This is a genomic window from Hyalangium gracile, assembly GCF_020103725.1.
GTDB classification, from domain to species: domain Bacteria; phylum Myxococcota; class Myxococcia; order Myxococcales; family Myxococcaceae; genus Hyalangium; species Hyalangium gracile.
In genome coordinates, this window is record NZ_JAHXBG010000001.1 from 516,057 (window position 1) to 540,797 (window position 24,741).

24 protein-coding genes are annotated in these 24,741 nt (G+C 69.3%); 8 read left to right on the plus strand and 16 right to left on the minus strand.

What is annotated here, in order from left to right:
* Window positions 1–206: 206 nt before the first annotated feature.
* Window positions 207–1,523 carry a chloride channel protein gene (locus KY572_RS02195; protein ID WP_224240457.1) on the plus strand — a complete coding sequence of 439 codons (1,317 nt, stop codon included), beginning with the start codon at window positions 207–209 and terminating at the stop codon, window positions 1,521–1,523.
* A 24-nt stretch (window positions 1,524–1,547) separates the two neighbouring features.
* Here KY572_RS02195 and KY572_RS02200 read toward each other — a convergent pair whose 3' ends face one another.
* The 8 genes from KY572_RS02200 to KY572_RS02235 all read right to left on the minus strand — a co-directional run bounded on the left by KY572_RS02200 (window position 1,548) and on the right by KY572_RS02235 (window position 10,568).
* Window positions 1,548–1,916 carry a TonB family protein gene (locus KY572_RS02200; protein ID WP_224240458.1) on the minus strand — a complete coding sequence of 123 codons (369 nt, stop codon included), beginning with the start codon at window positions 1,914–1,916 and terminating at the stop codon, window positions 1,548–1,550.
* A 606-nt stretch (window positions 1,917–2,522) separates the two neighbouring features.
* A complete protein-coding gene (locus tag KY572_RS02205) occupies window positions 2,523–3,215 on the minus strand; it encodes a type IV toxin-antitoxin system AbiEi family antitoxin domain-containing protein (RefSeq protein WP_224240459.1) in 693 nt (230 codons plus the stop codon).
* A 579-nt stretch (window positions 3,216–3,794) separates the two neighbouring features.
* Window positions 3,795–5,135, minus strand: coding sequence for a CapA family protein (locus KY572_RS02210; RefSeq protein ID WP_224240460.1), 1,341 nt, complete (start codon window positions 5,133–5,135; stop codon window positions 3,795–3,797).
* A gap of 54 nt (window positions 5,136–5,189) precedes the next feature.
* Window positions 5,190–6,674, minus strand: a complete 1,485-nt coding sequence (locus tag KY572_RS02215; RefSeq protein WP_224240461.1) for a CoA-acylating methylmalonate-semialdehyde dehydrogenase — start codon at window positions 6,672–6,674, stop codon at window positions 5,190–5,192.
* A gap of 343 nt (window positions 6,675–7,017) precedes the next feature.
* Window positions 7,018–7,977 (minus strand): trypsin-like serine protease, encoded by a 960-nt coding sequence (locus KY572_RS02220; RefSeq protein WP_224240462.1) that lies wholly within the window; start codon window positions 7,975–7,977, stop codon window positions 7,018–7,020.
* Window positions 7,974–8,927, minus strand: a complete 954-nt coding sequence (locus tag KY572_RS02225) for a trypsin-like serine protease (protein ID WP_224240463.1) — start codon at window positions 8,925–8,927, stop codon at window positions 7,974–7,976. The genes KY572_RS02220 and KY572_RS02225 overlap by 4 nt, the downstream gene beginning before the upstream one ends.
* Before the next feature lie 452 nt (window positions 8,928–9,379).
* On the minus strand, window positions 9,380–9,538 hold the full coding sequence (locus KY572_RS02230; RefSeq protein WP_224240464.1) for a hypothetical protein: 159 nt from the start codon (window positions 9,536–9,538) through the stop codon (window positions 9,380–9,382).
* Window positions 9,539–10,127: 589 nt separating this feature from the next.
* On the minus strand, window positions 10,128–10,568 hold the full coding sequence (locus tag KY572_RS02235) for a hypothetical protein (protein WP_224240465.1): 441 nt from the start codon (window positions 10,566–10,568) through the stop codon (window positions 10,128–10,130).
* A gap of 249 nt (window positions 10,569–10,817) precedes the next feature.
* Here KY572_RS02235 and KY572_RS48040 point away from each other — a divergent pair, with 249 nt between their 5' ends.
* From KY572_RS48040 to KY572_RS02250, 3 genes are all read left to right on the plus strand, one after another.
* Window positions 10,818–11,123 (plus strand): helix-turn-helix transcriptional regulator, encoded by a 306-nt coding sequence (locus KY572_RS48040; protein WP_224240466.1) that lies wholly within the window; start codon window positions 10,818–10,820, stop codon window positions 11,121–11,123.
* 53 nt (window positions 11,124–11,176) lie between these two features.
* Window positions 11,177–11,623, plus strand: coding sequence for a hypothetical protein (locus KY572_RS02245; RefSeq protein WP_224240467.1), 447 nt, complete (start codon window positions 11,177–11,179; stop codon window positions 11,621–11,623).
* Window positions 11,624–11,889: 266 nt separating this feature from the next.
* Complete coding sequence (locus KY572_RS02250) at window positions 11,890–13,509, plus strand: type VI secretion system contractile sheath domain-containing protein (protein ID WP_224240747.1); 1,620 nt, start codon at window positions 11,890–11,892, stop codon at window positions 13,507–13,509.
* Between the two features lie 52 nt (window positions 13,510–13,561).
* Here KY572_RS02250 and KY572_RS02255 read toward each other — a convergent pair whose 3' ends face one another.
* Together KY572_RS02255 and KY572_RS02260 are read right to left on the minus strand one after the other, a co-directional pair.
* On the minus strand, window positions 13,562–14,026 hold the full coding sequence (locus tag KY572_RS02255; RefSeq protein WP_224240468.1) for a hypothetical protein: 465 nt from the start codon (window positions 14,024–14,026) through the stop codon (window positions 13,562–13,564).
* A gap of 24 nt (window positions 14,027–14,050) precedes the next feature.
* Window positions 14,051–14,617, minus strand: a complete 567-nt coding sequence (locus KY572_RS02260; RefSeq protein WP_317987791.1) for a DUF2378 family protein — start codon at window positions 14,615–14,617, stop codon at window positions 14,051–14,053.
* Between the two features lie 111 nt (window positions 14,618–14,728).
* On the opposite strand from KY572_RS02260, the gene KY572_RS02265 reads away from it, so the two are divergent.
* Window positions 14,729–15,133, plus strand: coding sequence for a DUF3592 domain-containing protein (locus tag KY572_RS02265; RefSeq protein ID WP_224240469.1), 405 nt, complete (start codon window positions 14,729–14,731; stop codon window positions 15,131–15,133).
* A gap of 33 nt (window positions 15,134–15,166) precedes the next feature.
* On the opposite strand, the gene KY572_RS02270 is transcribed toward KY572_RS02265, so the two are convergent.
* From KY572_RS02270 to KY572_RS02285, 4 genes are all read right to left on the minus strand, one after another.
* Window positions 15,167–15,754, minus strand: a complete 588-nt coding sequence (locus KY572_RS02270) for a hypothetical protein (RefSeq protein WP_224240470.1) — start codon at window positions 15,752–15,754, stop codon at window positions 15,167–15,169.
* A complete protein-coding gene (locus KY572_RS02275) occupies window positions 15,751–16,329 on the minus strand; it encodes a DUF4166 domain-containing protein (protein ID WP_224240471.1) in 579 nt (192 codons plus the stop codon). Before KY572_RS02275 ends, KY572_RS02270 begins: the two co-directional genes overlap by 4 nt.
* Before the next feature lie 96 nt (window positions 16,330–16,425).
* Entirely contained in the window at window positions 16,426–16,953 is a 528-nt protein-coding gene (locus tag KY572_RS02280; RefSeq protein WP_224240472.1) for a GNAT family N-acetyltransferase, read from the minus strand.
* 41 nt (window positions 16,954–16,994) lie between these two features.
* On the minus strand, window positions 16,995–18,242 hold the full coding sequence (locus KY572_RS02285; RefSeq protein WP_317987792.1) for a phospholipase D-like domain-containing protein: 1,248 nt from the start codon (window positions 18,240–18,242) through the stop codon (window positions 16,995–16,997).
* Window positions 18,243–18,484: 242 nt separating this feature from the next.
* On the opposite strand from KY572_RS02285, the gene KY572_RS02290 reads away from it, so the two are divergent.
* Window positions 18,485–19,138, plus strand: coding sequence for a hypothetical protein (locus tag KY572_RS02290; protein ID WP_224240473.1), 654 nt, complete (start codon window positions 18,485–18,487; stop codon window positions 19,136–19,138).
* A gap of 13 nt (window positions 19,139–19,151) precedes the next feature.
* Here KY572_RS02290 and KY572_RS02295 read toward each other — a convergent pair whose 3' ends face one another.
* Window positions 19,152–19,613: a hypothetical protein gene (locus tag KY572_RS02295; protein ID WP_224240474.1), complete on the minus strand. Its 462-nt coding sequence runs from the start codon at window positions 19,611–19,613 to the stop codon at window positions 19,152–19,154.
* Between the two features lie 34 nt (window positions 19,614–19,647).
* Window positions 19,648–20,160, minus strand: a complete 513-nt coding sequence (locus KY572_RS02300) for a helix-turn-helix transcriptional regulator (protein WP_224240475.1) — start codon at window positions 20,158–20,160, stop codon at window positions 19,648–19,650.
* Window positions 20,161–20,907: 747 nt separating this feature from the next.
* On the opposite strand from KY572_RS02300, the gene KY572_RS02305 reads away from it, so the two are divergent.
* Both KY572_RS02305 and KY572_RS02310 read left to right on the plus strand, forming a co-directional pair.
* A complete protein-coding gene (locus tag KY572_RS02305; protein ID WP_224240476.1) occupies window positions 20,908–22,290 on the plus strand; it encodes an immunoglobulin domain-containing family protein in 1,383 nt (460 codons plus the stop codon).
* Entirely contained in the window at window positions 22,287–24,713 is a 2,427-nt protein-coding gene (locus KY572_RS02310; protein WP_224240477.1) for an O-antigen ligase family protein, read from the plus strand. The genes KY572_RS02305 and KY572_RS02310 overlap by 4 nt, the downstream gene beginning before the upstream one ends.
* Window positions 24,714–24,741 lie beyond the last annotated feature (28 nt).

The window sequence follows — 24,741 nt, forward strand, 5'->3', positions numbered from 1 at the left end:
CCGCTTCTCCATCACGCCCTCCGCCCTGGCCCCATCACAGCCGAGAGAGGAGGTGCACTCGGGGCCACCGAGATGGGAGCATCCCCGCGAGGGGGAGCGCCTGGAACTGGCGCTCACGCGACAGTCCGAGGGCTCGGAGCCATCCGAGATGTAGTGTTCTCGTCCAAGTCTTTCCCCGGGCGCCAACCCGTCTACACTCCGAGGCCGTGAACTTCTCCCGGAGTGCGCGCTCGCTGGCCCAGTGGCTCCTGCTCGGAGGCCTGGTCGGCGTGGTGTGTGGCGCGGCCTCGGCGCTCTTCCTGTTCCTGCTGGATGAGGCCACCGCCTTCCGCGAGCGCCACCCGGCCATCGTCTACACGCTGCCGGTGGCGGGGCTCGTCATCGGCGCGCTGTACGCGAAGTGGGGACAGCCCATCCGGGGTGGCAACAACCTGGTCATCGACACGGTGCACGAGGGGGACCGACAGGTTCCGCTGCGCATGGCGCCCATGGTGCTGGTGGGCACCGTGCTCACCCACCTCTTCGGAGGCAGCGCGGGCCGCGAGGGCACCGCCGTGCAGATGGGTGGGAGCCTGGCGGACGCCATCGCCCACCGCCTCCGCGTCTCGGCGGACACGCGGCGCGAGCTGCTGGCGGCGGGCATCGCCGGAGGATTTGGCTCCGTGTTCGGCACGCCCATCGCGGGCACCGTGTTCGGCCTGGAGGTCGTCGTGGTGGGGCGCATGGGCTACGAGGCGCTGGTGCCGGCGCTGGTGGCCTCGGTGGTGGGGGATCTCGTCACCCGCTCGCTGGGCATCGTCCACACCGTGTACCCGACACCGGGCGCGCTGGGGCTCTCGGGGTGGGTGCTGGCGAAGTGGCTGGTGTTCGCCGTGGGGGTGGCGGCGGTGGCTGTCGTCTTCGTGGAGGGAACGCACCGGTTGAAGCGGCTGCTGGAGGGGCGAGTGCCCTGGCTGCCGGTGCGGATGGCGGTCGGAGGGCTCGCGGTGGTGGGGCTGTGGAAGCTGGCGGGGACGGATGCGTACCTGGGGCTGGGGGTGCCCACCATCGTCCGGGCCTTCGTGGATCCGGCGCTGCCGGAGTCGGCGTTCGCGTGGAAGCTGCTCTTCACGGCCGTCACCCTGGGAGCGGGCTTCCTGGGCGGCGAGGTGACGCCGCTGTTCTTCATCGGCGCGGCGCTGGGGAACGTGCTGGCGCGGTTGCTCGGGCTGCCGGTGGACCTGGGAGCGGCGGTGGGCATGGCGGCGCTCTTCGCCGCGGCGGCCAACACACCGCTGGCGCTCTCCATCATGGCCGTGGAGCTGGTGGGCGCGAGCGTGCTGCCGCACGTGGCCATCGTCGCCACGGTGGCGTACCTGCTCACGGGACAGCGGGGCATCTACCCGGCGCAGCGCATCGCCAGGCTCAAGCATGGTGGACCGCTGCTGGCCCGGCTCATGCCGCTGCGAGAGCTGCCCGGCGAGCCCTCCACGCCCCGGGAGCCCCCGAAGCCACGGGTGCCACCGGAGTCCTCGAAGCACTGAAGATGCCTGGCTGCCCGCTCCCCCTCAGTTCCCGGAGCGCAGCGAGAAGACGACGGGGATGACGAACGCGGCATGAGGTCGGGAGGCGCTCTCGGGCATGGGCTCGAAGGGAGCAGCGGCCTCGACCATGCGGAGCGCCTCGACGTCGAGCACCTCCTGACCGGCGGACCTGACGAGCCGTGGCGGCTCCAGGAGGGTGCCATCGCCGCGGACGCGGAGCTGGACATGGGCCGTTCCCTCCATGCCGAGCCGGACCGCGTTCGCAGGATAGCGGCGCTGAAGGGCCACCCGCGAGGCCAGGCGGCGCGCATAGTCCTTCAAGTCCCCGATGGCCTTACCGCCCCCTCCACCGTTCCCAGGAGCAGCGACGCTGCTCGAGGCCACGTCTCCCATAGACGAGCCGCTCTCCGTGGAGGCCGACCCGACCGCCGAGGGCTCGGCAGCGGAGTCGCGAACCGCCGTCTCCGCGATGGAAGCGCCCGGAGCAGCCACCGCAGAGGGCGCATCCGCCTGAGCGGGAGGAACAGTCAGCGGCTCGACCGATGATGCGGCGACAGGAGCCTTGCGGCTAGCAGCCACCGGACGAGTCCGCTCGCGAGTGGCGCTGCGAGGAGCAGGTCGCAACTCCTTCTCCGGAACGGGAGGCTCCACGGGAGCTCGCGAGCCAGGAGCCCCACCGGTCCCCTCGAACCAGACCATCTCGGCTCGAGGAAGCGATGGCGCGGAGCTGGCAAGGCCCACCGGCGCACGAGGCGGGTCCGCATGTCCCAGCACCGCGGCGAGCAGCCCATGCAGCACCACGGACGCACCCAGGAAGCCCATCACACGAGCAGAGCGACCCACCGTCCACGATGTGGCGAGCGCTCCTCCGGATCTGCCTGGAACCTCTCGCGCCATGGAACGCATAGCCCTCGACTCAGCGTGTAGTTGAAAGGCCACGCATCATCAACTCGCCCTCCAAGCGCGAGCCGGGGACCGCGAAGCGCCATCACTGAGGGCTCAAGAAGGCTCCCCACTGGGATCCGTCACCCACTCCCACGCAAGCTCCGAGAGGGGCTTCTCGGAGGTCCTGGGCTTCAAGGCGGCCACCATTCGAGCATGCTCGGCAAGTGCCGCCCGGACGTCGGCACCGCGACGTGCCATGAGCACCTCCAGGTAAGGTCTGACGGTCTGGGCAACACGGCAGATGGTCGCGAAATGGAGGATGTCCTCCGGCGAGCAGCGCCCCGCCAACAGGGCCACCCTGAGCGCGCGGACCGCTACCGGGTAGCCGAGCTTGTTCCGGTACTTGAAAAGGTCCGCCACCGTCTTCGCAAGGCTGTAGACACGCACGGGGACACCCCGGTCGGAATGAGCCTCGACCCCTTCGGAGAGAGCGGCCCCGGAAAAGCGGACGACGTGAAGGGGTGGCTGCTGCCGGCACGGCCGTCGAGCCTTCTCACCGATGGCGAGGAAGACCTCAGAAGGCTCTTCGGGTATCAGCCCATGGAAGTAGAGCGCGGATGAGAGGCACACCACGGCGTGAGGAACGCACTTGGCGGCGATCGTCGTCTGGCTGAACGTCGAACTCCAATTCCCCCAGATTCCAGGTGCCACTTCCCGGAGTTCGAGCCGCAACCGTGGGCGCGGAACGCCATGGGCTTCCAGGTCACGCAAGCGTAGCAGCCCCATCTCCCTCACCAGCTCCGTCACTGAGCTCACCGTCCTCCACCTCCACCCATCCCAGCAGGAGCCCCTGCTCTACCTGCCTGGTCTGACATCCTCGACCGGCCCCACCAGGGTGGCTCCCGGACCGCATCCGCAGGTCACTGTTCGGAAACGTCGGGACTTTTCATCAAAACCCCCGACGTTTCCGAACAGTGAGCCACGCAACCAGGCCCTCTGCCGATGAAGGATGATGCCCATCCCACGAGGACCAGCTCCCCCATGGACAGTTCCTCCGGAGCAAATCGGCATCCACGGAAGAGCGCAACGACCTCCCCCCCGTCACACTGAAACCCACCTCCGCAGCCAGCAATACCTGGAGAACGCGATTGAAAGCCTTCGCATCCTCCAGCGCCTCCCGAACGACTGGCCGTTCCATCAGCTGCGGGTTGTAGGCGTCGCAAGCCGCAGGTAGCGAGACTTGCCAGCACCATTGGGCCCCGCCAGGACCACCATCTGCTGAAGGCCACGCAGCCTCGCAGGCTGCAGCCCTAGCAGGTCCGTGAACACCTTCGGGAACTCGAATTCCGTGAACATGCGCCTGAAGCCATACCACTCGGCAGGCCTTCAGGGGGCGGACTGGATCGCCACGCTCGCGGCGGACTCCACTCTCTGCCGCAGCTCCGGCGAGGCCACCTGATAGCCCTCCGGCAGCATCTTCAGGATGCGCTCGCGCCGGAACTTCTGCGTCGCCAGCCGCTGCTCCAGCACCGTCCGCTCCTTCTTCGCCTCCACCTTCTCCTTGCGGTCCGTCGGCTCGGGCCGCGCGTCCAGCAGCGACACCCGCTCGACGATGGCGTCCACCTCCCGGTCAATCAAGACCGGCTGGATGTTGCGCGCCTCCTTGCGCTTGCGCGTCCTCGCGTTGTTCTCGATCCACACCGGCAGCACCGACACCTCGTCCAGCTCCACCGCCCCGCCCTCCTCCCGCCGCACCCACGACACCCGCAGCAGCATCGAGTCCCGCGTGTCCCCCTGCTTGTCCGACCTGCCCGGCCGGTACGCGTAGAACCGCGACTGGTTCGCCACCAGGTTCCCCAGCGAGTATGCGATGAGCCCCTTGCGCCCATCCGCCGTCGTGTACGACTCCAGCGGCTGCAGCACGTGCGGATGGTGGCCGATCACCGCTCCTGCCCCCGCGTCGATCAGCGCTCGCCCCAGCTTCTTCTCGGACGCGTTCGGCTGCCCCATGTACTCCGTCCCCCAGTGCACCAGGACGATCAGCACGTCACACCGCGCCGACGCCATGCGCACCCGCTCCACCACATGGTCCTCCGTCACGCCCCGGTTCCTCACGTGCTCCGGGTACGGCACGTAGGCCACGTGCGCCTCCGCGGGGTCCTTCGGATTGCTGAAGCCGTTCAGCAGCCGCGTGAAGGACAGGAAGCCCAGCCGCACGCCCCGCACCTCCATCACCACCGGCTCCCAGGCCGCCTCCAGCGAGGCCCCCGTGCCCACGTGGTGGATGCCCGTCGCATCCAGGTGCCGCAGCGTCTCCAGCATCCCCGGCAGGTGCTGATCCCTCGCGTGGTTGTTGCCCGTGGAGACCAGCTTCACCCCCGCCGCCGCCAGCGCACGCACCATCGCCGAGGGCGCGTTGAACAGGAGCTGCCGCGTGACGGCCTTCGGGTTGTCCGTAACGGGCGTCTCCAGGTTCACCACCGCCACGTCCGCCGTGCGCAGCACGTCCGCGATGGGCCCGAAGATGTGGTCCCAGCCCTCGTTGTTCAGCGAGCGCGGCAGCTCCCCCTGCTTCTCCGCAGGCGCCGTCCGCGCGTGCTCCTGTGCCGCCTTCTTCACCTCGCCGTGGGGAATCACATCCCCACCGAAGACGAGCTCCACTCGCGTGGGAGCCACCGGAGTCGTGGCGAGCAGCAGCGGGGCAACCAGGAGGACGGACGCGAACACGCCCTCCAGCTTAGTCCACCCCCCGACACTCCCGGAAAGGTGGGAGACCCGCGCTCAGCTCATCCACGAGCCGTCGGTGCGCGCCGTCCACTTGCGCGTCACCTTCTTCTGGTAGCTCCAGAACTCGACGCCCGCCTGGCCGGTGATGTCCCCGTGGCCGAAGCGCGAGTCGTTGATGCCACCGAAGGAGAACGGCTCACGCGGCACGGGCACGCCCACGTTGATGCCCACCATGCCCGCCCGGGCGTTGTCCACCACGTGCTGGGCCACCGCGCCGTTGGTGGTGAACACCGAGGCCGCGTTGCCGTACGGCGAGGCGTGCTGCAGCTCCAGCGCCGCCGTCAGCGTCGGCACCCGCACGATGGAGATGACCGGACCGAACAGTTCCTTCTGCGCCGCCTCCATCTCCGGACGCACGTTGTCGAGAATCGTCGGGCCCAGCCAGTTGCCACCCGCCCACGCCGCGCCCGCCGGCTTCTTGCCGCGCCCGTCGAGCAGCACCCTGGCGCCCTCGGACTCGGCCTTGGCGATGGCCGCCTCCAGGCGCTCCTGCGAGGCGCGGTCGATGAGGGCGCCCATGCCCGGGCCCACCTCCACCGCGGCGGCGCGACGGACAATCTCATCGATGAGGTTCTGCACATCCCCCACCGCCACCATCACGCTGGCCGCCATGCAGCGCTGGCCCGCGCACCCGGTGAACGAGTCCATCACCGCCTGCGGCGTGAACACGGGGTCCGCGTCCGGCACGACGATGAGGTGGTTCTTCGCGCCGCCCAGCGCCAGCACGCGCTTTCCGCGCGCCGTGCCCTCCGTGTACACGCGCTTCGCCACGGACGTGGAGCCCACGAAGCCCACCGCCTGGATGTCCGGGTGCGCGAGAATCCCCTCCACCGCCTCCTTGCCACCGTGCACGATGGAGAAGACGCCCGGGGGCACGCCCGCCTCGAGCAGCAGCTCACCCAGGATGAGCGAGGTGAGCGGCACCTTCTCCGACGGCTTGAGGATGAAGGCGTTGCCCACCGTCAGCGCGTTGGGAATCATCCACAGCGGCACCATGGCCGGGAAGTTGAACGGGGTGATGCCGGCCACCACGCCGAGCGGCTCGCGCTTGAACTCGCAGCTCACCCCGCGGCTGACTTCCATGGCCCCGCCCGTGTCCAGGTTCTGGATGGAGAGGGCGAAGTCACACACCTCGATGCCCTTGAGCACCCCGGCGCGCGCCTCGGCGATCGTCTTGCCCGCCTCGCGCGCGGCCGAGTTCGCCAGCTTGTCCAGGTGCTGCTCGAGCAGCATGCGGAAGCGCAGCATGCGCGCCGTCCGGTCCCGCAGGCCCAGGGCCCGCCAGCCCTCGGCGGCCTTCTTGGCGGCCTCCACCGCTTGAGCCACATCCGCCGCGGTGGACTGGGGCACGCGGCCGATGACGCCGCCCGTGTAGGGGCTGCGCACGTCGATCATCGCGGCGCCCGCGGGCATCACCCACTCTCCACCTACGAGGTTGCGGCCAATGATCGGACTGTCAGGGAGCTGGACGTAAGACACGGACCCTCCAGGGGCACGGCACGGAGAATCCGTCGATCCTAACAGGGGCGCGCGGCTGATCCGCAACCGCTCCCCACCAGGAGGCCCCCGGAGGCCTGTCCGCCACCCAACCCGGCGCCCCGTGGCGAGCCGACCTCGACGCAGCGCGCCGTGCGCCTGCGCTGGCGGTCCACTCCAACATCCCCCTCGCCTCTCCCAGCGAGCCCATCCAGAGAGGGGAGGAGGGCGGAGAGAAACTTCCCCTGTCCTTTCAGGGGCTTGCGCAACCATTCCTTCGCCGCGGTCACCCGCCTGTAGCTGGCGGGGATGAGCCAGGGACTGAACAAGAGGGCGTTGGCTTCGCTCAATCCGTCCCGCGCCGCTCAATGTCTGCGATGGCCTGGAGCAGCCACGCCCGGTAGAAGAGCGTACTGGTGTACTCCGAGAACTGGACGAGGGCTCCGCCGCCGTAGTGCGTCTTGGCGATGCCGACCAGCTCCATGGCCCCATTGCTCTCGCGCAGGCAAGGGCCTCCGCTGTCACCCCCGAGGCTGTACGAGGCATCCTGCCTCACCAGGACGATCTCCTTGGGCTTGTACGGCCGACGCACTTCGATGGGCTTGCCTACCAGGAACGTGGCCCCATCTTCCGCGATGGTCGCCACCTCATTGACGCCGTACCGCCGCTCTTTCTTTTCTGGTTCCGCGAGCCTGCTCGCGCCGAAGCCCACGAGCGTGACCGCCTCGGCGTAGCGGACGTCCGCGCTGGCCAGCCGGATGGGCGTAATACCCTGGGGAGCCTTATCCAATGCAATCACCGCGAGGTCCGCCTGGCTGGCCAGTTCCTTCCCGTCATCGCCATAGAGGACCCTGAGCTTCTCATGCGGCCGGATGGCGCCTGTGAAGAACTCAGGGCGGGGCTTCTCCTTCGGCCGATAGGTGACCACCGTGATGGTCGCAGTCCGTGCACAGGTGCTCTTGTCGATGAGGGCTCTGGCTGGCGCGTCCGCAGGCGTCGCCTCGAGTGGGGAGCAGACGCAGTGGCCCGCCGTCACCACCACGCGAGGAGCCACCAGCACGCCACTGCAAGTGCCCCTGCCGCCGTCCACCAGCACCGTCGCCTTGTATCGGTTGCTCGTGTCGAGCGAGCCCTGGGAGATGATGGACTCCCCCAGCTCGGGCTGTATCTCCGCCGGCACGTAGGCAGGCGCAGTCTGTCTCTCTGATGGAGCACTCGCGCCACACGCGCAGCCCAGCAGCAGCGCCACGCGCCCCAGCCAGCGGATGAGAACAGCCAGGGGCCTGCATGACACCGTAGCGCTCACCGGGGCTCCTTCCTTGGGCGGGCCACCGCTTCAGCACGCCGCACCTCGTCGCGCAGCCAGCGGCGGTAGCCGTAGGTGCTCGTGCAGGCCGCACCTTCACCGAGCCAGCGGCTGGAGATCCCCACCAGCTCGGGGCCGTGCTGCCCCTGGCGCAGACAGGGGCCGCCGCTGTCCTGCCTGTAGCGGTGTCCCCCGGGCTGCCGGATGAGGACGCGCTCGTCCCCGGGCGTCCCAAGCCGGGTCACCGTGTTCATGCTGAAGCGCCTCTCGGAGCCAAACCAATCGACGGTCTCATCGTAGCCGTACCCCACGATGACAACCTTGTCGCCCACTCGAACCTCCTCGTTGGACAGGGGCAAGCCAGCAACCTCGAGCGGCTCGTCCAGCACGATGAGGGCGAGATCCGCATGGCTCTCCTTGACATGACGCTCCCCATCCACCACCACCTTCAGCTCGGGGTGCGGTCGCACCGTGCCGGGGGAGAACGGCCGCCTCGCTCCTTCGACTCTGCCATTGTCCTTGGAGGGGGGATCATAGTGCATCAGCGCCGCATCCACGGAGGTGGCGCAGGACGACGCATCGCTGATCTCCTGGCCCTGCTCGGCGCCAGGGACGGCCTGCCGCAGAGGGCACACGCAATGGCCCGCCGTCAGCACGACGCGTCGGCTGAGGGCCGCACCGCTGCAGATCATCACCTTCCGCTCTCCGGAGAACACGTTGACTTCGACCGCCGCGAGGTAGCGGTTGCTGTCATCTACCTCCCCAGACAGCAGCACGCGCCGGTCGTCCAACAGCAGGGACTCGGGTTGCTGTAAAGGCAGGACCGCCACCACTTCTTCCCGCACCGGCTCTTCGGTCTCAGGAGGGGCGACACGCTCCGCGCAGTCGCCGCAGCTCGCGAACACCCCGGCCCACACCGTGAGGCAGAGGGATACGTGGAGGCGCTTCATCGGGTTGAGGCTACTTCGGCTTCTGCCGCCCGATCCAGGCGCGGGAGCGGAAGGCGCTCATGCACCATCTGGACAGCGGATGGTCAGTGACGAAGCCATGGGAGAACGCGCGGCGCATGCTCGCTCGCTCATTCTGAACCGTGTAGCTACACGCACAGCTACATTGGCGGGTTGGCCTGCCGCTAGGCGCTTGAACTGGTGAGGAAAAGATCCAACTCACCCCCTAGCTATGAGGAAGGACATCAGCACGCGGACAGACTCAGCGGGGCTGCTAGCTGGTAAGTGAGCACCCGTGCCTTCTCTTGGAGGCAGGAGGAGCGCACTGCCAAACTGGAGGAGGACGCAAGGGGGCGTTGCGTCCGAGGCCTCCCGCGCGATGTCCCCACTCCACATGGAGCGGGTTGCCGTCTGGGTGATCCTGAACGGTGGCTACTCACCACCGAACAGGGCGCTCACTTCCTCAAGAGCTGGCGATGCCATGCCTTCCAGATCATGGCGAGATGCACCGTCATCGTGACCATCAGCATCAAGGCCATCATCTCGGTGAGGGTGAGTTTCTGGACTACCTGAACGGCGGTTTGGGTGAGTGTTACAGCAACGTCTGACTGCATGTGTGTTCTCCGGGGTTGAGGTGATGACCGACTTCCGTCGAGTCTTCTCCCCGTAGCCGGAGAATCTAGGCGCGGGTTCCAACTACCGTACGAAGTAATTTCAATAGCTTAGGAGCACGTAGGTTCGTTCATTACCTCCCGAATTATTCCGGAGATTTTGCCGGATTTTTATGGCTGGCTGCGTCAGCATGTCGTTAAGCTGGAGCCTTTGTGGGAGTTCAGTTTCTCCATTCCAGGGTTGAAACCCGTGCTGTTGGATGTAGCTGATGGTCGTACCTATCAGGTCATGTACCCACCTGTTGCGCGACTCCAGCCGGGCTGGCGGGTCCACTCGTGTCATCCGGCAACTGTGACCTGTTGGCTGGGGTCTTGGGTGCGGTGATCCTGTTGGCGGCCGGAGGGAGGCCGGGGTGTCGCCCCCAGGCGAACCACCCTGGCGGCGGCGGGGGACCCAAGCGAGCATCGAGCCTCAGAACGATTAAGCGACAATTCCCTGCGCCCCTCACCGGCACTCAATAAGGGTGGCCGAAGGGGGCAGAGAATCACCAGCGCTCTCCCGCCCCATCGGTCCGTCCACACCGGGCACTTGCTAGTGAAGCAAGGGGTTCGCTTCCTTCGACTTGGGGGCCTTGGAGGCGGGCTTCTTGGACCTAGGAGCCTTGGGAGCGGGCTGCTTCGAGTTCGGCCGCTTCGACTTGGGGGCCTTGGAAGCGGGCTTCTTGGTCTTGGTCTTCTTGGGTCCTCCTAGGTTCTCCGCTCCATCGACACGGAACCCCCACATGACCAAGGGCACCCGCCCGGACTCCCGGGAGAACAGAACGATGTCCTCGGGGAACTCGCCAGTGATCGCAGGGTCCGCGACGGCGTTGTGAGGGGCCCAGATGTTGGCGGGGTCTTCCTCGTTACGCACCACCCGCCTAAGCTGGTTTATGCGCTCTCGGACCAAAGCCAGGACGGAGTACACGCCCACAGGGGCATTCCGCTCCTGTTCCTCGTCCAGCTCCTTTCGGGACTGGAGGTCCGCGAGCATCTGGGCCCCCAGGGTTGCCCCCTAGAGGGTGAGTAACTCCAAGTCCAAGCTGACCACGGCGGGAGGAGGGATGAGGGTGAGCCGGTTCTCTTCGGGCATGTAGGCCGTCCTTTCGTCGATTAGGGCCTGCTCGCCATGGTAACTCATGAGTTGGGTAACTCAACAGTTTCCAGGCGCCGCTTCTTACCTCCAGGGTCGGCAACTCGTGAGTTGTGGTAACTTGAGAGTTGGGCTGGCCAAGGTCCACCCGTGGCCACACGCAAGTCACCCCACTCCCACGGGCGTTCCGAAGTCCGGACACGGAAGGATCTGGCACCTGCCATCAGGCGCGCGTTGAAGCGCCTTGGCAGCCGTCTCCGCGATCTCCGGGTAGAGCGGAGGCTCTCCCAGGAAGAGGCCGCAGAAGCCATGGGGATTCACCCCAAGTCCATGCCGCGACTGGAGGGAGGGACTACAAACCCCACCGTAGCCACGCTGGTAGCCGCATCCGTGGCCTACAAGGTGTCTCTCCGCGACCTGTTCCCGGACAGAGAGGAAGAGGAAGGAGCCAAGTGACGGGAGAGGCCCCTTGTTGCCGTCCGCCTCTGTCACGTGATTTCTAGCGGGCTATGAACCGCGAGCAGTTCGATACCTACCTAAGGCACGCCATCGACGACGTGACCGAAGAGCCGGACCATTCCCCAAGGTTGAGAACATTCATGGCGGAGTTCATGGAGTCTCTTGATGACAGGGCCCAGGACAGCATCATCGAGGACTACAAGAAACTAGCCCTGGAGAAGAGGGCCATCCTCCGTGATCGCGTTGAGACCATGGTGGCGCTCTGCCAACTCAGGGAGTTCGAACCGGAGCACTTCGTAGGAAAATCGAAGGCTCAAGGCGTGCTTGATTACCTTGGCCCCAGTCTTGAGGATGACGCCCAGAAGTACCTCAATGCCGAATATGTCGTGGGGGCGTTGATGGCCGCTTCCTCAGATATCCAGGTCCGCCGGTACCGCGCCTCTCAGCAGGCAGCGAAGCATCCTGTACCGCCTAAGCGCGGGGACAAAGGCCGCTGAGTAGGCCGCTACGTGACACCGGGCCGTTCCAAGGGCGGGAAGCTGCGAACTCAGGAGAGCCATACCCCTTCCGGCTAGGTGCGCTAAGTTGCTGCTGTGTAGCTGGTCCTGTAGCTTGGGGGCTTAGAGCGAATCAAATCTTTCAGGAATTCCGATTTTTTAAATCCAGCCAAGCCATCGGAATCACTGAGGATATCAATTCGATGGCCCTAGGAGAGGGGATGAGCCAGAGCGTCAGTCCAGAAGGAGCGCGGGTACGTTGGTTGGTGGCGGGGGCCTTCACCCCCGTGCCCTCGGGCCGCAGGTTCCTCCTCACCGGAGACTCCTTCGCCTCGGAGCTGGCCAAGGCCGCCGCCGGCCTGCGCGTCACCGTCCCGGACCGTCTGGGCGGGGCCGAGCACCGCACCTTCGAGGTGTCCTTCGACAAGCTGCGCGCCTTCCAGGTGATGGACGTCATCGCCGCCGTGCCCGAGCTCAAGAAGCTCCAGGGCCTCACCGAGGGCTTCATGAAGGCGGACCCCTCCCGCCCCCTCACCCCGGAAGAAGGCGCCGCGCGCATCGCCGAGGTGGTGGGCGCCGGCAAGCTGTCCGCCGCCGTCTCCGCCGCCCTCGGCGGCAAGCCCGAGCCCACCGCTCCCGCCGCGCCGAGCACCCCGGCCCCGTCCTCCAGCAGCGGGGGAGATCTCGTCGGAGAGCTGCTCGCCTCGGCGGAGGCCTCCTCTCCCACCGCCACCGCCAAGGCCGGCGTGGACGCCTTCGTGAAGGCCATGGCCCCCAAGACGGCCGGCCCCGCCCGCATGAGCCCCGACGCGCGCCGCGCCGTGCGTGACGCCATCGAGCTCGCGCTCATCAACACCGCGAAGGACCTGCTCGCCGCCGAGCCCGTGGCCCGCATCGAGGCCGGCTGGCGCGGCCTGAAGTTCCTCCTGGAGCAGTGCCCCACCGCCTCCGGCATCGCCATCGAGGTGGTGGACGTGGCCCCCGAGCAGGTGCCCGACGCCCTGGAGCAGGCCGTGAACGCCGAGCCCTTCGAGCGTCCGGACGTGTGCTTCGTCGTCGATGACACCGATGACGTGGCCCGGCTGCGGAAGCTGGCCTCGGTGGGCGAGGAGGCCCAGGTGCCCGTGGTGGTGGCGGTCACGCCCGCGCTGCTGGGCACGAACCTGGCCGGCCTCTCCACCGCGCTGGATGACGCCGCCACCGGCACCCAGGGCGACTGGGCCGAGCTGCGCAAGGACGACGCCACCCGCTGGCTGTGCCCCGTGCTCAACCGCATGGTGGCCGCCAGCGAGAAGCGCGGCGTGCTCAACCGCGCCAGCTTCGCCAGCCCCACCTTCGCCGTGGCCGCCATGCTCTCGGCCAGCTTCGTGGCCACCAGCGGCTTCGCGCGCATCACCGGCCAGGGCGGCGGCCTGCGCGCCCCCGGGACGTGGGAGCCCTCCAGCGGCAAGGACTCGGGCTCGGCCTACCCCACCGAGGCCTTCCTCTCCATCCGCGTGCAGACGCGCCTGTCCGAGCTCGGTGTCCTCGGCGTGGGCAGCGGCCGCAACACGGACATGCTGCTGCTCTCGGTGGCTCCCATGGCGTGCGGCAACCCCCACGTCATGCCGCTGCCGGCGCAGATCCTCACCGGCCGCATCGTCCGCTTCGCGCTCTGGGTGCGAGACCAGCTCCCCGCCGGCTCCAGCGCCCAGGAGATGTCCGCCCTGTTCTCCCAGGCCGCCGAGGTGTTCCTCTTCGGTGGCTCGCCGGAGCTCGGCAAGCTGGAGGCGCAGCTCGTCCCCGGAGAGGGTGGCAAGCAGCTCATCAAGGTGGCCGCCGCGGTGAAGCCGGAGCAGGCCGGCACCCGCTTCCAGCTCGAGTTCTCCCTGCCCATGCGCCACTGAGGCGCCGGCCCCGCGCACCGCGCCCGTCCTGCCTGGCGCGGACGGGCGCGAGTCACCCGCCCGAGGAGCCCGAAGGCCCCGCCTGGGCCGCCAGCAACCTCTGGTGGCGCTCGGACAGGAGCGTGGGCTCCACCCTCCGCCGCAGCCCGTCGAACACCCGTGCGTCCTCCCCTTCGAGCCTGGCGCCCAGCACCTGGGCCTCGAGGAAGAGCTCCAGCGCCAGCCCCCACCGCACCGAGGCGCGCGCGGGCTCTGCCTTCTGCTCGAACAGCTCGCCCTCCTCGGCCACCAGCCGCGCCAGCACCACCACCCGGAGCGGGTGTCCCAGCAGCCGGGCCGTCGACTCCGCGTCCGCCATCGTCAGCGTGCCGTACTCCATGCCCAGCAGGGACAGCGCCGTGTCGCGGATGAGCTGCTGGGCCTGCTCCGGCTTCCGCTCTCGCTTGAGCTTCAGGAGGGCCGCGAACGCGGCGGCGAACTGCTCGATGAGCCGCTCGATGTAGTCCTTGCGAATCATGAACCCTCGCCCGCCCGGGCCTCGTCAGTCACGCCACGAGGCGCGGTAGGTGGTGCCCTGCTCATCCGCGTGGATGATGTCCACGGTGCAGCCCGGAGCCCCGCTCGCGCGCAGCGCCGCGAGGAATACTCCCTGCACGAAGTAACGCAGCATGCCCGGGTCGTTCATCCACAGCTCCATCACGGTGGGCGCCAGGTCCTTGACGCGGACCTCCGAGTAGTTGTTGCCCGAGCGGAAGCTCTTCTGGGCGCGGGCCAGCATCCGCCGAGGCCCCAGCGCCTTGAGCATCGCGAACATGGAGCCGCCCAGCACCGTCTCCTGGTAGCCCTCCACCAGCCGCTCGCCGAGCAGCCGCCACCCCTCCGTCTCGGGCCGGTCCGGGTACAGCTCCCGCGCCGCCACGCCGATGCACTCCGTCCATGTGTCGAAGGGATAGGCGGGCAGCAGCTTGTGCTCGAGGTCCACCCCCGCAAGCCGCAGCTTCTCCTTCAGTCGCGGAGTCATCTGCCCCGCGAGCCCTCGCACGAAGAGTCCCTCGATCGTGTGATCGAAGACGAGCCTGTCCGCCATGGCGATCAGCGTCAGCGGCACGGGCGTCCCGGGTCAAGCCGCAAAGCGCCACGGCTCGCCACCCGAGGTGTCCATTTGCCTGGGATTCCAACCTGGGGTCTGCTGCACCCGCTTCCACTGAGGAGGGGTTCTGTGTCGGCACTCGGTCTGGTCTTCCTGATGGTCGGTGTGGGGTCGCTGATAGGCGGGCTCGTCGCGATGGGCCGCACCAAGAGCTTCCTCGCCCAGGCGCGAGAGGCTCGGGCCGAGGTGGTGGCCGTGCAGCAGCGCACCGGCAGCAACCGGCAGAAGTCGTACTACCCCGTGTTCCGCTACCGCACGGAGCAGGGCGCCACGAAGGACGTCGTCTCGTCCGTGGGCTCCAACCCGCCGCGCTACAAGGAGGGCGACAGCCTCGCCATCCTCTATGACCCGGCGAAGCCCGACAGCGTGCGCATCCACTCCTTCTTCAACGTGTGGGCCGGGGCGCTCATCCTCGGCGCCATCGGCGTCATCTTCCTCATCGTGGCCGGCATCACGATGGCCACCAGCGGCTGAGCAGCCCGGAGCCTTGGAAGCGCACGGGCTCCCTCAAGGCTCCTGGCCCGCGGGAGCCGAGGCGGACGGCTTCAGCGGGGCGGCCACGGGCCAGGGCCAGTGGCCTCTCGGAAGCGCGAGCGCCGCGTAGACGTCCCTCACCCCCGAGCCGAGCACGCCCACCGCCATGAGGCTGAGCACCGCGCGCAGGGCCTCGGGAACGGGCGCGGGCTCCACGACGAGCCCGGTGGGCAGCCGCCAGGCCTCGAGCAGCACCGGCACGAGGTGCGCCAGCACCGCGCCATAGAGGATGGCCATCACCGTGTGCATGCAGCGCTCGCCCGGATACACGCCTCCGAGCGGCTGGCGCACCCTGTCCTCCACGACGAAGTCCGCCAGGGTGATGACGATCTCCGCCGCGATGACGAGCCCGAGCACTCCCGCCCACGCTCCGCGCCAGGCCACCCACGGCAAGCTCCCGAAGAGCAGCGCATAGAGGAAGTCCCGCGCGGCATGGAGCAGCAGTTCCGGGCGGGTGCCCGGGACACCCGCGGGCAGGCGCGCGCGCCACTCGTGGTAGTAGAGCGTGTCGAACGCGCCGAGCGCGCCCTGGATGGCGAGCAGCCACAGCGCGGTGCTCATGGAGACGTCTCCTCCGGATTCACGAGGCCTTCGTAGGTGAGCAGCCAGCCCAGGACGGCGGCGCCAATCTTCACGTGCACGCGCATGCCCCTGGGAGCCTCGAGCGTCATCGCCTCGACGCGAGGCGCCAGCAGGCGCGGCAGCGGCAGGCGCCAGGAGCCCAGGCAGAGCAAGGCCCCCACCTGCTCGTAGGCGAGCCCTCCCTCCACGGGCCGCAGCCGGAAGACACACTCCACCGGACCGAACCGCTCGCCGAGCAGCTCCCGCGCGCACTCGCGCTGCCAGGTGACGAGCCGGTGGCCGCCGAAGCTGCGCTCCCAGCGCTGGCCCTCGCCCTCCCGCTGCACTCGGAGCACGGTGGGCACCGCGTCGCCGGCGGCGGGGAAGCGGCAGAGCCAGCCAATCACCCGGGACAGCAGGCCTCCTCCCCGGCGGACGGTGAGGCGCCCCGTGGCGCTACCCTCCTCGTGCATGCGACGGACGACGGGAGGCAGCCCCGCCCAGTGGGCGCCGAGCATGCCCGCGTAGAGCGACGGAGCCGGCATCGGCGCGAGCGCGCGGGCGGTGGCCACCACGAACCTGGACCTCCTGAACACCTCGGGTGCCCGCGCAGCATACGCCGCAAACACTCCGCGCCGGGAGCGGGGGTGCTCGCTCGCCCGGTGCCAGGCTCAGGGCTTCAGGCGCAGCAGGTAGGCCTCGAGGTAGACGGTGGACGTGTCCAGGTCTCCCTCGGGAGTGCGCACATAGCCGCGCTGCTGGTACATGCGGGCGACGCCCTTCACGCCCCGGCGCACGTGCAGCGTGATGGCATCCACGCCCCACTGGCGAGCCGTCGCCTCCGCCGTGTCGAGCAGCGGGCGGGACAGGCCCTTCCCGTGGTAGCGCACCGCCGTGGCGAGGTGCCGCAGGTCCGCGGCGTTTGGCAGCCAGGCCTCCGAGCCTGGAGCTCCCGGCGGGAAGAGCGCCACCGTGCCAGCCACCTCGCCGTCCACCTCGGCCACCCACACGCTGGCCACCGCGCGCTTGCTCGCCACATCGCGCAGGGCGCGCTTGCGCTCGTCGGTGTAGACGACCTCCGGCATCTTCAGGGCGTACTGCGTGACGTACGCGTCGACGAGGATCTCCCCGACGATGGAGTCGTCCTCGGGTCGGGCCTCCCGAATGATGGCCTGGCGCACCACATCCGTGTCGCTCATGGGCCGCGCTCTACCACGGCCCGAGCAGCCCGGCGCCACCTCTATAGGAAGCGGTCGATGAGCCGCGGGAAGTTCTCGGCCAGCTTGCGAATCCACCCGCGCTGCCGCCACCCTCGCGCGTGAATCTGTCGCGAGTGGACCAGGTCCTTCTCGAAGGCCGCCGCCACGGCCGCCGCCAGCGTGGCGTCCTCCACCACCAGCGAGCCCTCCTCCACGTCGTTGAGGGAGAGCGGGTCCATGTTCGTCGAGCCGATGACGCTCAGCTGGTCGTCCACCAGGATGACCTTGGAGTGCATCATCGACAGCTCGTACTCCCAGATGCGCACGCCCCCCTCCAGCAGCTTCGCGTACGAGGCGCGCTGCCCCGCGTGCACCGGAGAGACGTCATGGTGCCGGCCGGGCACCAGCACCCGCACATCCACGCCCTGCTTCACCTTCAGGATGAGCATGTCGCGGATGTCGTCGGTCGGGATGAAGTAGGAGTTGGCGATCCACAGCCGGTGCCGGGCCGCGGCGATCGCCACCAGCGTCATCCTCCGCCCGTCCGAGAGGAAGGACTCGCCCGTGCTGCCGATGAAGCCGGCTCGCGCCTCGCCCGCCGGAGCCAGCGCAGGGAAGCACTCGGAGGGCAGGAAGTCGCCGCCCGCCTCCTGCCAGTTCTCCGCGAAGGCCTGCTGGATCTGCCGCACCACCGGCCCCCACACCCGCACGTTCGTGTCGCGCCACTCCTCGGCGTTGCGCGCGTCTCCCATCCAGCTCTTCCAGATGCCCCACCCGCCGGTGATGCCCACCTCTCCGTCGCGCACCACCAGCTTGCGGTGCATGCGCGCCAGGATGCGCTTGAGGTTCAGCGAGGAGATGGAGCCCTGGATGGGGCGGAAGACGCGCGTCTCGCAGCCCACGGCCACCAGCCTCGAGGACACCGCCTCGAAGTTCACGCTGCCCAACGGATCCACGAGCACCCGGCAGGCCACGCCCGGCTGACGCTCGCTCAGGGCGCGGATGAGCCGATCCGAGGGCTCGCCCGGTCGCCAGATGTAGCTGAGGATGTGGATGCTGGAGCGCGCCGCGCGCACCTCCTCCTCGATGGCGTCGAAGATGCGGCCGTTGTTCACCAGCTCCACGCTGTGGCCGGGCTCGAGCGCCACGCCCGTGGACTGGAAGAAGGCCTGGGACACCCCATCCGGCCCCTCCGGCACGTTCCGGATGCGCAGATCATGCCGGTGGTTGCGGTAGGAACAGCCCACGCACGTCAGGAGGAGGATGAGGACGGGCCAGCAACGGATCACCCCCGGAAGCTATGTCCCGGGCCTCCTCCTGGCGCGAGGAAGCGTGCAGCCAGGTGGGCTCTTCGAAGGACAGCTGACACTCCGGGGAGTACGGCAGGAGACGACATCCCCCTCACGTCTGTCGGCTGGTCAGCCGCGGACTTCGGGGAGCCTTGGAAAGCCGGTGGCATCCGGCCCATACCGTGACCACCCCTTGAATCCCATGGACGCCCGACCTGTGAGGGCGTGTGCCGCAGAGGCTTATGCAAATCTCCCTGGTCGCTCTGGCGCGTGGCGCCATCCTGCTCTGGCTGCTGCTCTGCGCCTCCACGGCGTTGGCGCAAGCGGACGCTCCGCCTGTCCACTGGACGTCACCGGCGAGCAACGGGCCTTCCCAGCGAAGCCTCACCGATGCGCCGCTCTCCGCCGGGGCCTGGTGGGCCCATGGCACGCTGACGCTGGTGCCGCTGGGGGGTGTGTACGGGGCGAGCCGGGTGCGGGACGAGCGGCTCTGGGCCACCGGAGCCCAGGCGGGCGCGGGGATGCTGGCGGGGTGGTTACCGTCCCGGCTGCTCTTCTTCCGCGCCCAGGATGCGGGGCCGCGCTGGACGGAGTGGTCGGTGGCCACCTTCGGGGCGGGGCTGGTGCTCACACCGCCGCTGGCGGGGCTGGGCACCTGGGCCATGGGCGAGTGGGCCTTCCACGGCAGTCGGGACCGCGGCGCCGCGCTCCTCGGGGCGATGGGAGGCGCGGCGGTGGGCACGCTGCTCGGCGCGGCGGTCTTCGGGCTGCTGGAGTACGTCACCGGGCCGGGCCCGCGACTGCAGGCGTGGCGCCAGTCCATCGCGCTGGGCTTCGTGGGCGCGGGGGCCACCGCGGGCTACCAGTGGGCCGGCCGAGGCCCCCGGCCACGCTGACCCGCGCGAGCCCTCAGCGCAGCAGCTTCAGGGTGGACAGGGAGCGCTCGACGCGTCCCGAGCGGGGCCCATAGTCGCGCTCGGGAGCAGTGAAGCGGATGAGCAGGAAGCGGTCCTTCCTGGGCAGGAAGTACACGAAGGTCCGCGCATCCCCCTGGAGGAACTCGTAGCGCGCCACGTCCCCGGCCGGGAGCGTCCCCTTCGCGGTGTTCATCACCCGTCCCGGCACCGGCACGCCCGCGGCGCCCAGCACCGCCTCCGGGGGCGCCTCCAGCGGGGGAGGCGTTCCCGGCACCGAGCGCATCTCCAGCCCACCCTCGAAGAGGGCCACCGCGGGCGGGCCCGGCTCCTCCGAGGCGAGCTTCACGCCCGAGGGCGGCTCGTACTCGAGCCCCAGGGCCTGCGAGGAGACGGGGCGCGAGCACCCCACGGCGAGCAGCAGCAGCGGCAGCAGCGATAGCGCGGAGCGACTCATCCGGAGGACTCTGCCACGAAAGCCCGAGGGCGCCTCACTCCGTCGTCTGGAATTCTCCTCGCTGGTCGGGGCGGACGGCCCAGTACAGCAACATGTTGCGGTTCTCCACCGCCAGCTTCTCGAAGGCGCGCTGCAGGTGCTTCTTCACGGTGGCTTCCGTGCACCCCAGCTGCTGACCGATGTCTCGGTTGTCGAAGTAATAGAGCGCAAGCTCGACGACTTCGGCCTCGCGCGGGGTCAGCACCTTGCGCCACCTGGCGGGCATGGGCACGCCATGCAGGAGCTCCTCGAGCAGCAGCACCCAGGAGGAGGGCCTTCCCTCCTCCTCCAGGGGGGTGAAGGTGACTTTCAGGCTCCGGTCCTTGCCCTGCCGCTTCCAGGTGCGCTGCTCCTGCGTTCCCCCGCCCTCGAGGGTCGCCAGCAATGACAGACGTTCCCACAGCTCGGTGGGCAGGCCATGGGGGCCTCGCTCCTCCGGGGTGAACCATTTCTCCAGCATCGCCGAGGCGCACCTGGAGCGCGTCTGCTCGGCGGAAGGCAGCTTCACGATGAGGCTCCCCACTCTTTCATACAGGGAGAGGGCCTCCACGAGCTGGTGATTCCTTGCCAGCCTCTCCCTGAGTTCGACGGACCTGCACACCGCGGAGGCCAGAAGAGGTGCGAGCAATGCCAGCACGTCCTGCGCTCCCTGCCAGGCTGGCCCGGAGCGCTCTGGATGATTCGCGATTCCCAAGTCCACATAGCGCCGGCCCCATACCTCTGGGGGATAGGCAATAATGTCCGCGGGTACTCGTGTCACCCTTCCATTGCCTTGCGCAATCCCCTCTGGCAGGAAGACCACCGGGTCAGTGCCGCCCCACCCGCCTTGTCTGTCAAAGGAGTCCAGGAGCATTCCTGGCATTCCCAGCGAGCGGTTCAGCGCGCTCATCAAGGAGAAGATGAGCTTCAAGCAATTGTCCATGGCCTCTTCCAAGGCGGATTTCCGCTACCTGGAGGCCGTCTCCAGGCACGTCATGCATGGACTGTGTTGAAGCAATGGCGTTGCACCGTACATACTCCAGGAGTGGTACGGACCTCTCCCTCCTCGGTGTGTAGTTTGAGCGACCGCCCCGGCGTATGGGGTTGAGCACAAGGCAGACACATTCGGGGAGCGGGCCGGGGCTGGGGATCCCGGCCCGCTGCCAGGTTCGAGCGCGGGATGGGGCCATGGCCAGGGGGCCGCCCGCTCTCCCGGCTACCCGTTCCGGGACTGCTTCCCTAGGATGGGCGCGCACCCGCTCCCCGAGCCCCGCCCATGAACCCTGGTCAAGCGCTCCGCAGCCTCCTCGTCCCCTGGCTCCTGGTCACCGCCGTGGTCGTCGGCGGCTGCACCGATGAGGAGGTCCAGGTCTCCATCCTCCCCGCGTCCGCCACCGTCTCCGCGGGCGACAGCTTCCTGTTCACCACGGAGGTGAAGGGGGCGGACGATCCCTCCGTCACCTGGAGCGTGCCGGCGGGCGACGCGGCGGGCACCATCACCGACGCCGGCCTCTACACGGCTCCCATGACGGCGGGCACCTACGAGGTGAAGGCCACCAGCGTCGCCGACCCCACCCGGAGCGCCACCGCCACGGTGACGGTGCTCCCCCCCACGAGCGTGGCCGTCACCGTCACGCCCGGCCCCGTCTCCGTGCGGAGGGATGGACGCCAGACCTTCTCCGCCACCGTCACCGGCACCGAGGACCGGCGCGTCACCTGGCGCGTCCAGGAGGGGGCGGCGGGCGGCACCATCAACTCGGATGGCACCTACAGCGCCCCGGCCAGCGCGGGCACCTTCCACGTGGAGGCCACCAGCGTGGCCGACCCGCGCGCGAAGGGCTCCGTGACGGTGACGGTGACGACGACCGGCGTGGCGTCCGTGACCCTGGCGCCCATCAACCCCACCGTCGTCTCGGGCCAGTTCCTGCCCTTCAGCGGCGTGGTGTATGGCGTCCAGTACACCACTCCCATCCAGTGGAGCGTTGTGGAGCCGCAGGGAGGTGGCATCACCTCGGGCGGGCTCTACCTCGCCCCGTTGCGCGAGGGCCTCTTCCACATCACCGCCGCCGCCCGGGGTGACACCGGCAAGCGCGCCCAGACGCTCGTCGACGTGCAGCAGCCCACGGGCATCTCCGTCTGGATTGCCCCGCGCAGCCCCTCGGTGCCGCCCGGCGGGCAGCAGAGCTTCACGGCCAGCGTCTCCGGCACACCGAACCAGGGCGTCACCTGGAGCGTCCGTGAGACGGGGGGCGGCACCATCACGGACGGAGGCATCTACACCGCGCCGCAGCTCACGGGGACTGGCGCCTCCTACACCATCGTCGCGACCAGCACCGCGGACCCGACGAAGCGCGCGGAGATCGCCGTGCAGGTGACGAGCCAGCTCGCCTTCTCGGTCGCCATCAACCCGAGCACCATCACGCTGCGGCCCGGCGCCTCCACGGTCTTCTCCGCGTCCGTGTCGGCGGATGCCGGGAACGTCGGCTATACGCCCACGCTCATCTGGCGCGTGCTGGAGAGCGGAGGCGGCACCATCAACGCGAGTGGCAACTACACGGCGCCCTCCACCCCGGGCATCTACCACGTGGCCGCCGAGGCCTCGACCGCCTCGCAGCCCTCGAAGCTCAACGACACCTTCGCCACGGTCAAGGTGGAGTGAGCCCACGGGCACTCCGTGTGCCGGGAGCGCGGGCCGCGGCGGGCTTCGTCCTGTTCGTCCACCTCGCGCTCTCGCCTCTCGTCTTCTCGCACGCGACCACCGAGCACTTCGAGCTCAACAAGGTCGCCCTGCTGCTGCTCGCGGTGCTCGTCCTCGCCGCGCTGGGCGCCGTGCAGGTCCCTGTCCGCGCGCTGGGGCGTGACTGGCTCTCGCTGGGCGTGGTCCTCTTTGCCGGCTCCGCGCTCGCCTCCACGCTGGGCTCGATCAGCCGGCGGACGTCGCTCTTGGGGTATCCGGACTGCTTTGCCGGCCTGCCCACCGTGCTGGCCTGCGCGGGGCTCTTCTTCGCGACCCGCGCCGCGAGCCGCCACCCGGACACCGCGCGGCGGCTCCTCCTGGCGCCCGTGTTCGGCGCCGCCCTCGCCGCCGCCTATGCCGTGCTGCAATTGCTGGGGCTGGACCCGATGCCGTGGACTCGTGCCGCCTCGTTCGCCGAGGCCGTGCGTCCCTTCTCGACACTCTCCCACCCGAACTTCCTGGGCGCGTACCTGGCGATGACGCTGCCGCTCGGGGTCGTCCTCGGGGCGCGAGCCCGAGGCCTGGCTCGTGCACCTTTCGTCCTCACCGGTCTGCTCAGCGTGGTCGCCATCGCCGCGTCCCTCTCCCGTGCCGCCTGGGCCGCGCTGGCGGTCGCGCTGCTCGTCCTCGGCGTGGGCGCGCTCCGGCTCTGGGGACGAGGGACGGTGCTCCGGTGGGCAGTGGGACTGGGGACTCTCCTGGGAGGACTCGCCGCGCTGCTGCTCCTGCTGCCACGCCATGGAGAGCTGCCAGCCCTCGTCTCCGAGCGGGTCCGCCACATCAGCGATCCCGGCGCTCGACACTTCATCTGGCGCGCGGCCTGGAACATCTTCCTCGAGCATCCGCTGCTCGGCTGCGGGCTGGATGCCTTCGCGCTCGCCTTCCAACGCCACCGCGAGCCCGCGTACTGGCTCCTCGAGTGGGCCACCACGCCCTACCGGGCGCACTCGGATGTGCTCCACGTGCTCGCCACCCAAGGGCTGGTCGGGCTGGGCGCGGTGCTCGTCCTGGGCGTGGGGCTGGGGCGCTCGGCGATGCGGACCTGGCGCCAGGCGGCGCGCGAGGACCTGGCACTGGTGCTCGCCCTGCTCGCGGGCCTGGCGGCCTTCTTCGTCCAGGGGCTCGTCGGCTTCACCGTCACCGCGACCGGGGCCCTCTTCTTCACCTTCGCTGGCGTGCTCTCGGGGCTGGAGCCTCCTGGCGCGGAGGAGCAGACCTCCGTCTCCGTGGCGCCCGCCCCGTGGAGCTCAGCCGCCCTCGCGCTCGCGGTGTTCGCGTACAACTTCCTCGGAGGCCCCTGGAGCCGGAGGGAGACAGGGCCCGGTCCCTTCCCCGCGCTGCTCGTCCTGGTCGGCGTCATGGCCTGGATGCTCTTCGGCGTCCTGCGCGCGGCGCCGCCTCTCACCCACAGCACGGCGGCGTTCCCTCTGTCCCCATCGCGTCACCGTTGGATTCACGTGTCGGCGTGGGCGGTGGCCCTGGGAGCCGTATACCTCCTGGTGCTCCGCCCGTACCGGGCCAGCCTGGCTGCTCATGAGGGAGACCTCCTGCTGCCTGGTGCTCCAGAGCAGGCCGTGGCCGCCTACCAGCGGGCCGTGGCGTTGGACTCGCAGCGAGACCTCTACTTCGTGCGGCTGGGCACCGCGCTCCAGCACGCCGCCGTGCGCGCGAGCAACCCGACCGAGCGCACGCGGTTGCTCTCCCGCGCGCTGGAGTCCTTCCAGCGTGCCGTCTCGCTCGTGCCCGCGGATGCACGACACCGGTCGGACCTCGGAGCCATGCTCACCGAGTTCGCGGCGCTGAAGCTGGCAACCCCTGCCCAGGCCTATGCCGCGTTCGACGAGGCGCTGGCGAGAGACCCTCACGACGCCACCCTCCACGTCCGCGCCGCCAACGCCGCGCTGCGCCTGGGAGACTTGCCCACCGCCCGGCGCCATGCGTCGCGCGCGGCCGAGCTCTACCCCCGCTTCGGGCCTCCGCGCGCCCAGCTCGGCTACCTCGCGCTCACCGAGGGACAGGCCGAGGAAGCCACCCGGCTCCTGCGCGAGGCGCTCGAGGGTGACTGGCATGGCGACACGGCGGCCTGGGTCGCGGCGTCCGGCAACCTCGCCACGGCCCTGCTGGCGCTGGGACGCACCGAGGAGGCGCGTCAGGCGGCCTCGGCCACGGTGGTGGAGGCTCCCGAGAGCGTGGACGCCCGCCTCGTGCTCGGTCGGGTCCTCGAGCAGGTTGGAGCGCGGGAAGAGGCCCTCGAACAGTACCAGCGGATCCTCGCCCTCCAGCCGGAGCACGCCTCGGCTCGCGAGGCCCTGCGCAGGCTCGGCGTCAGTTCGGACCCACCCTGAAACACACAGGGGACCCGCGCCCGCACCC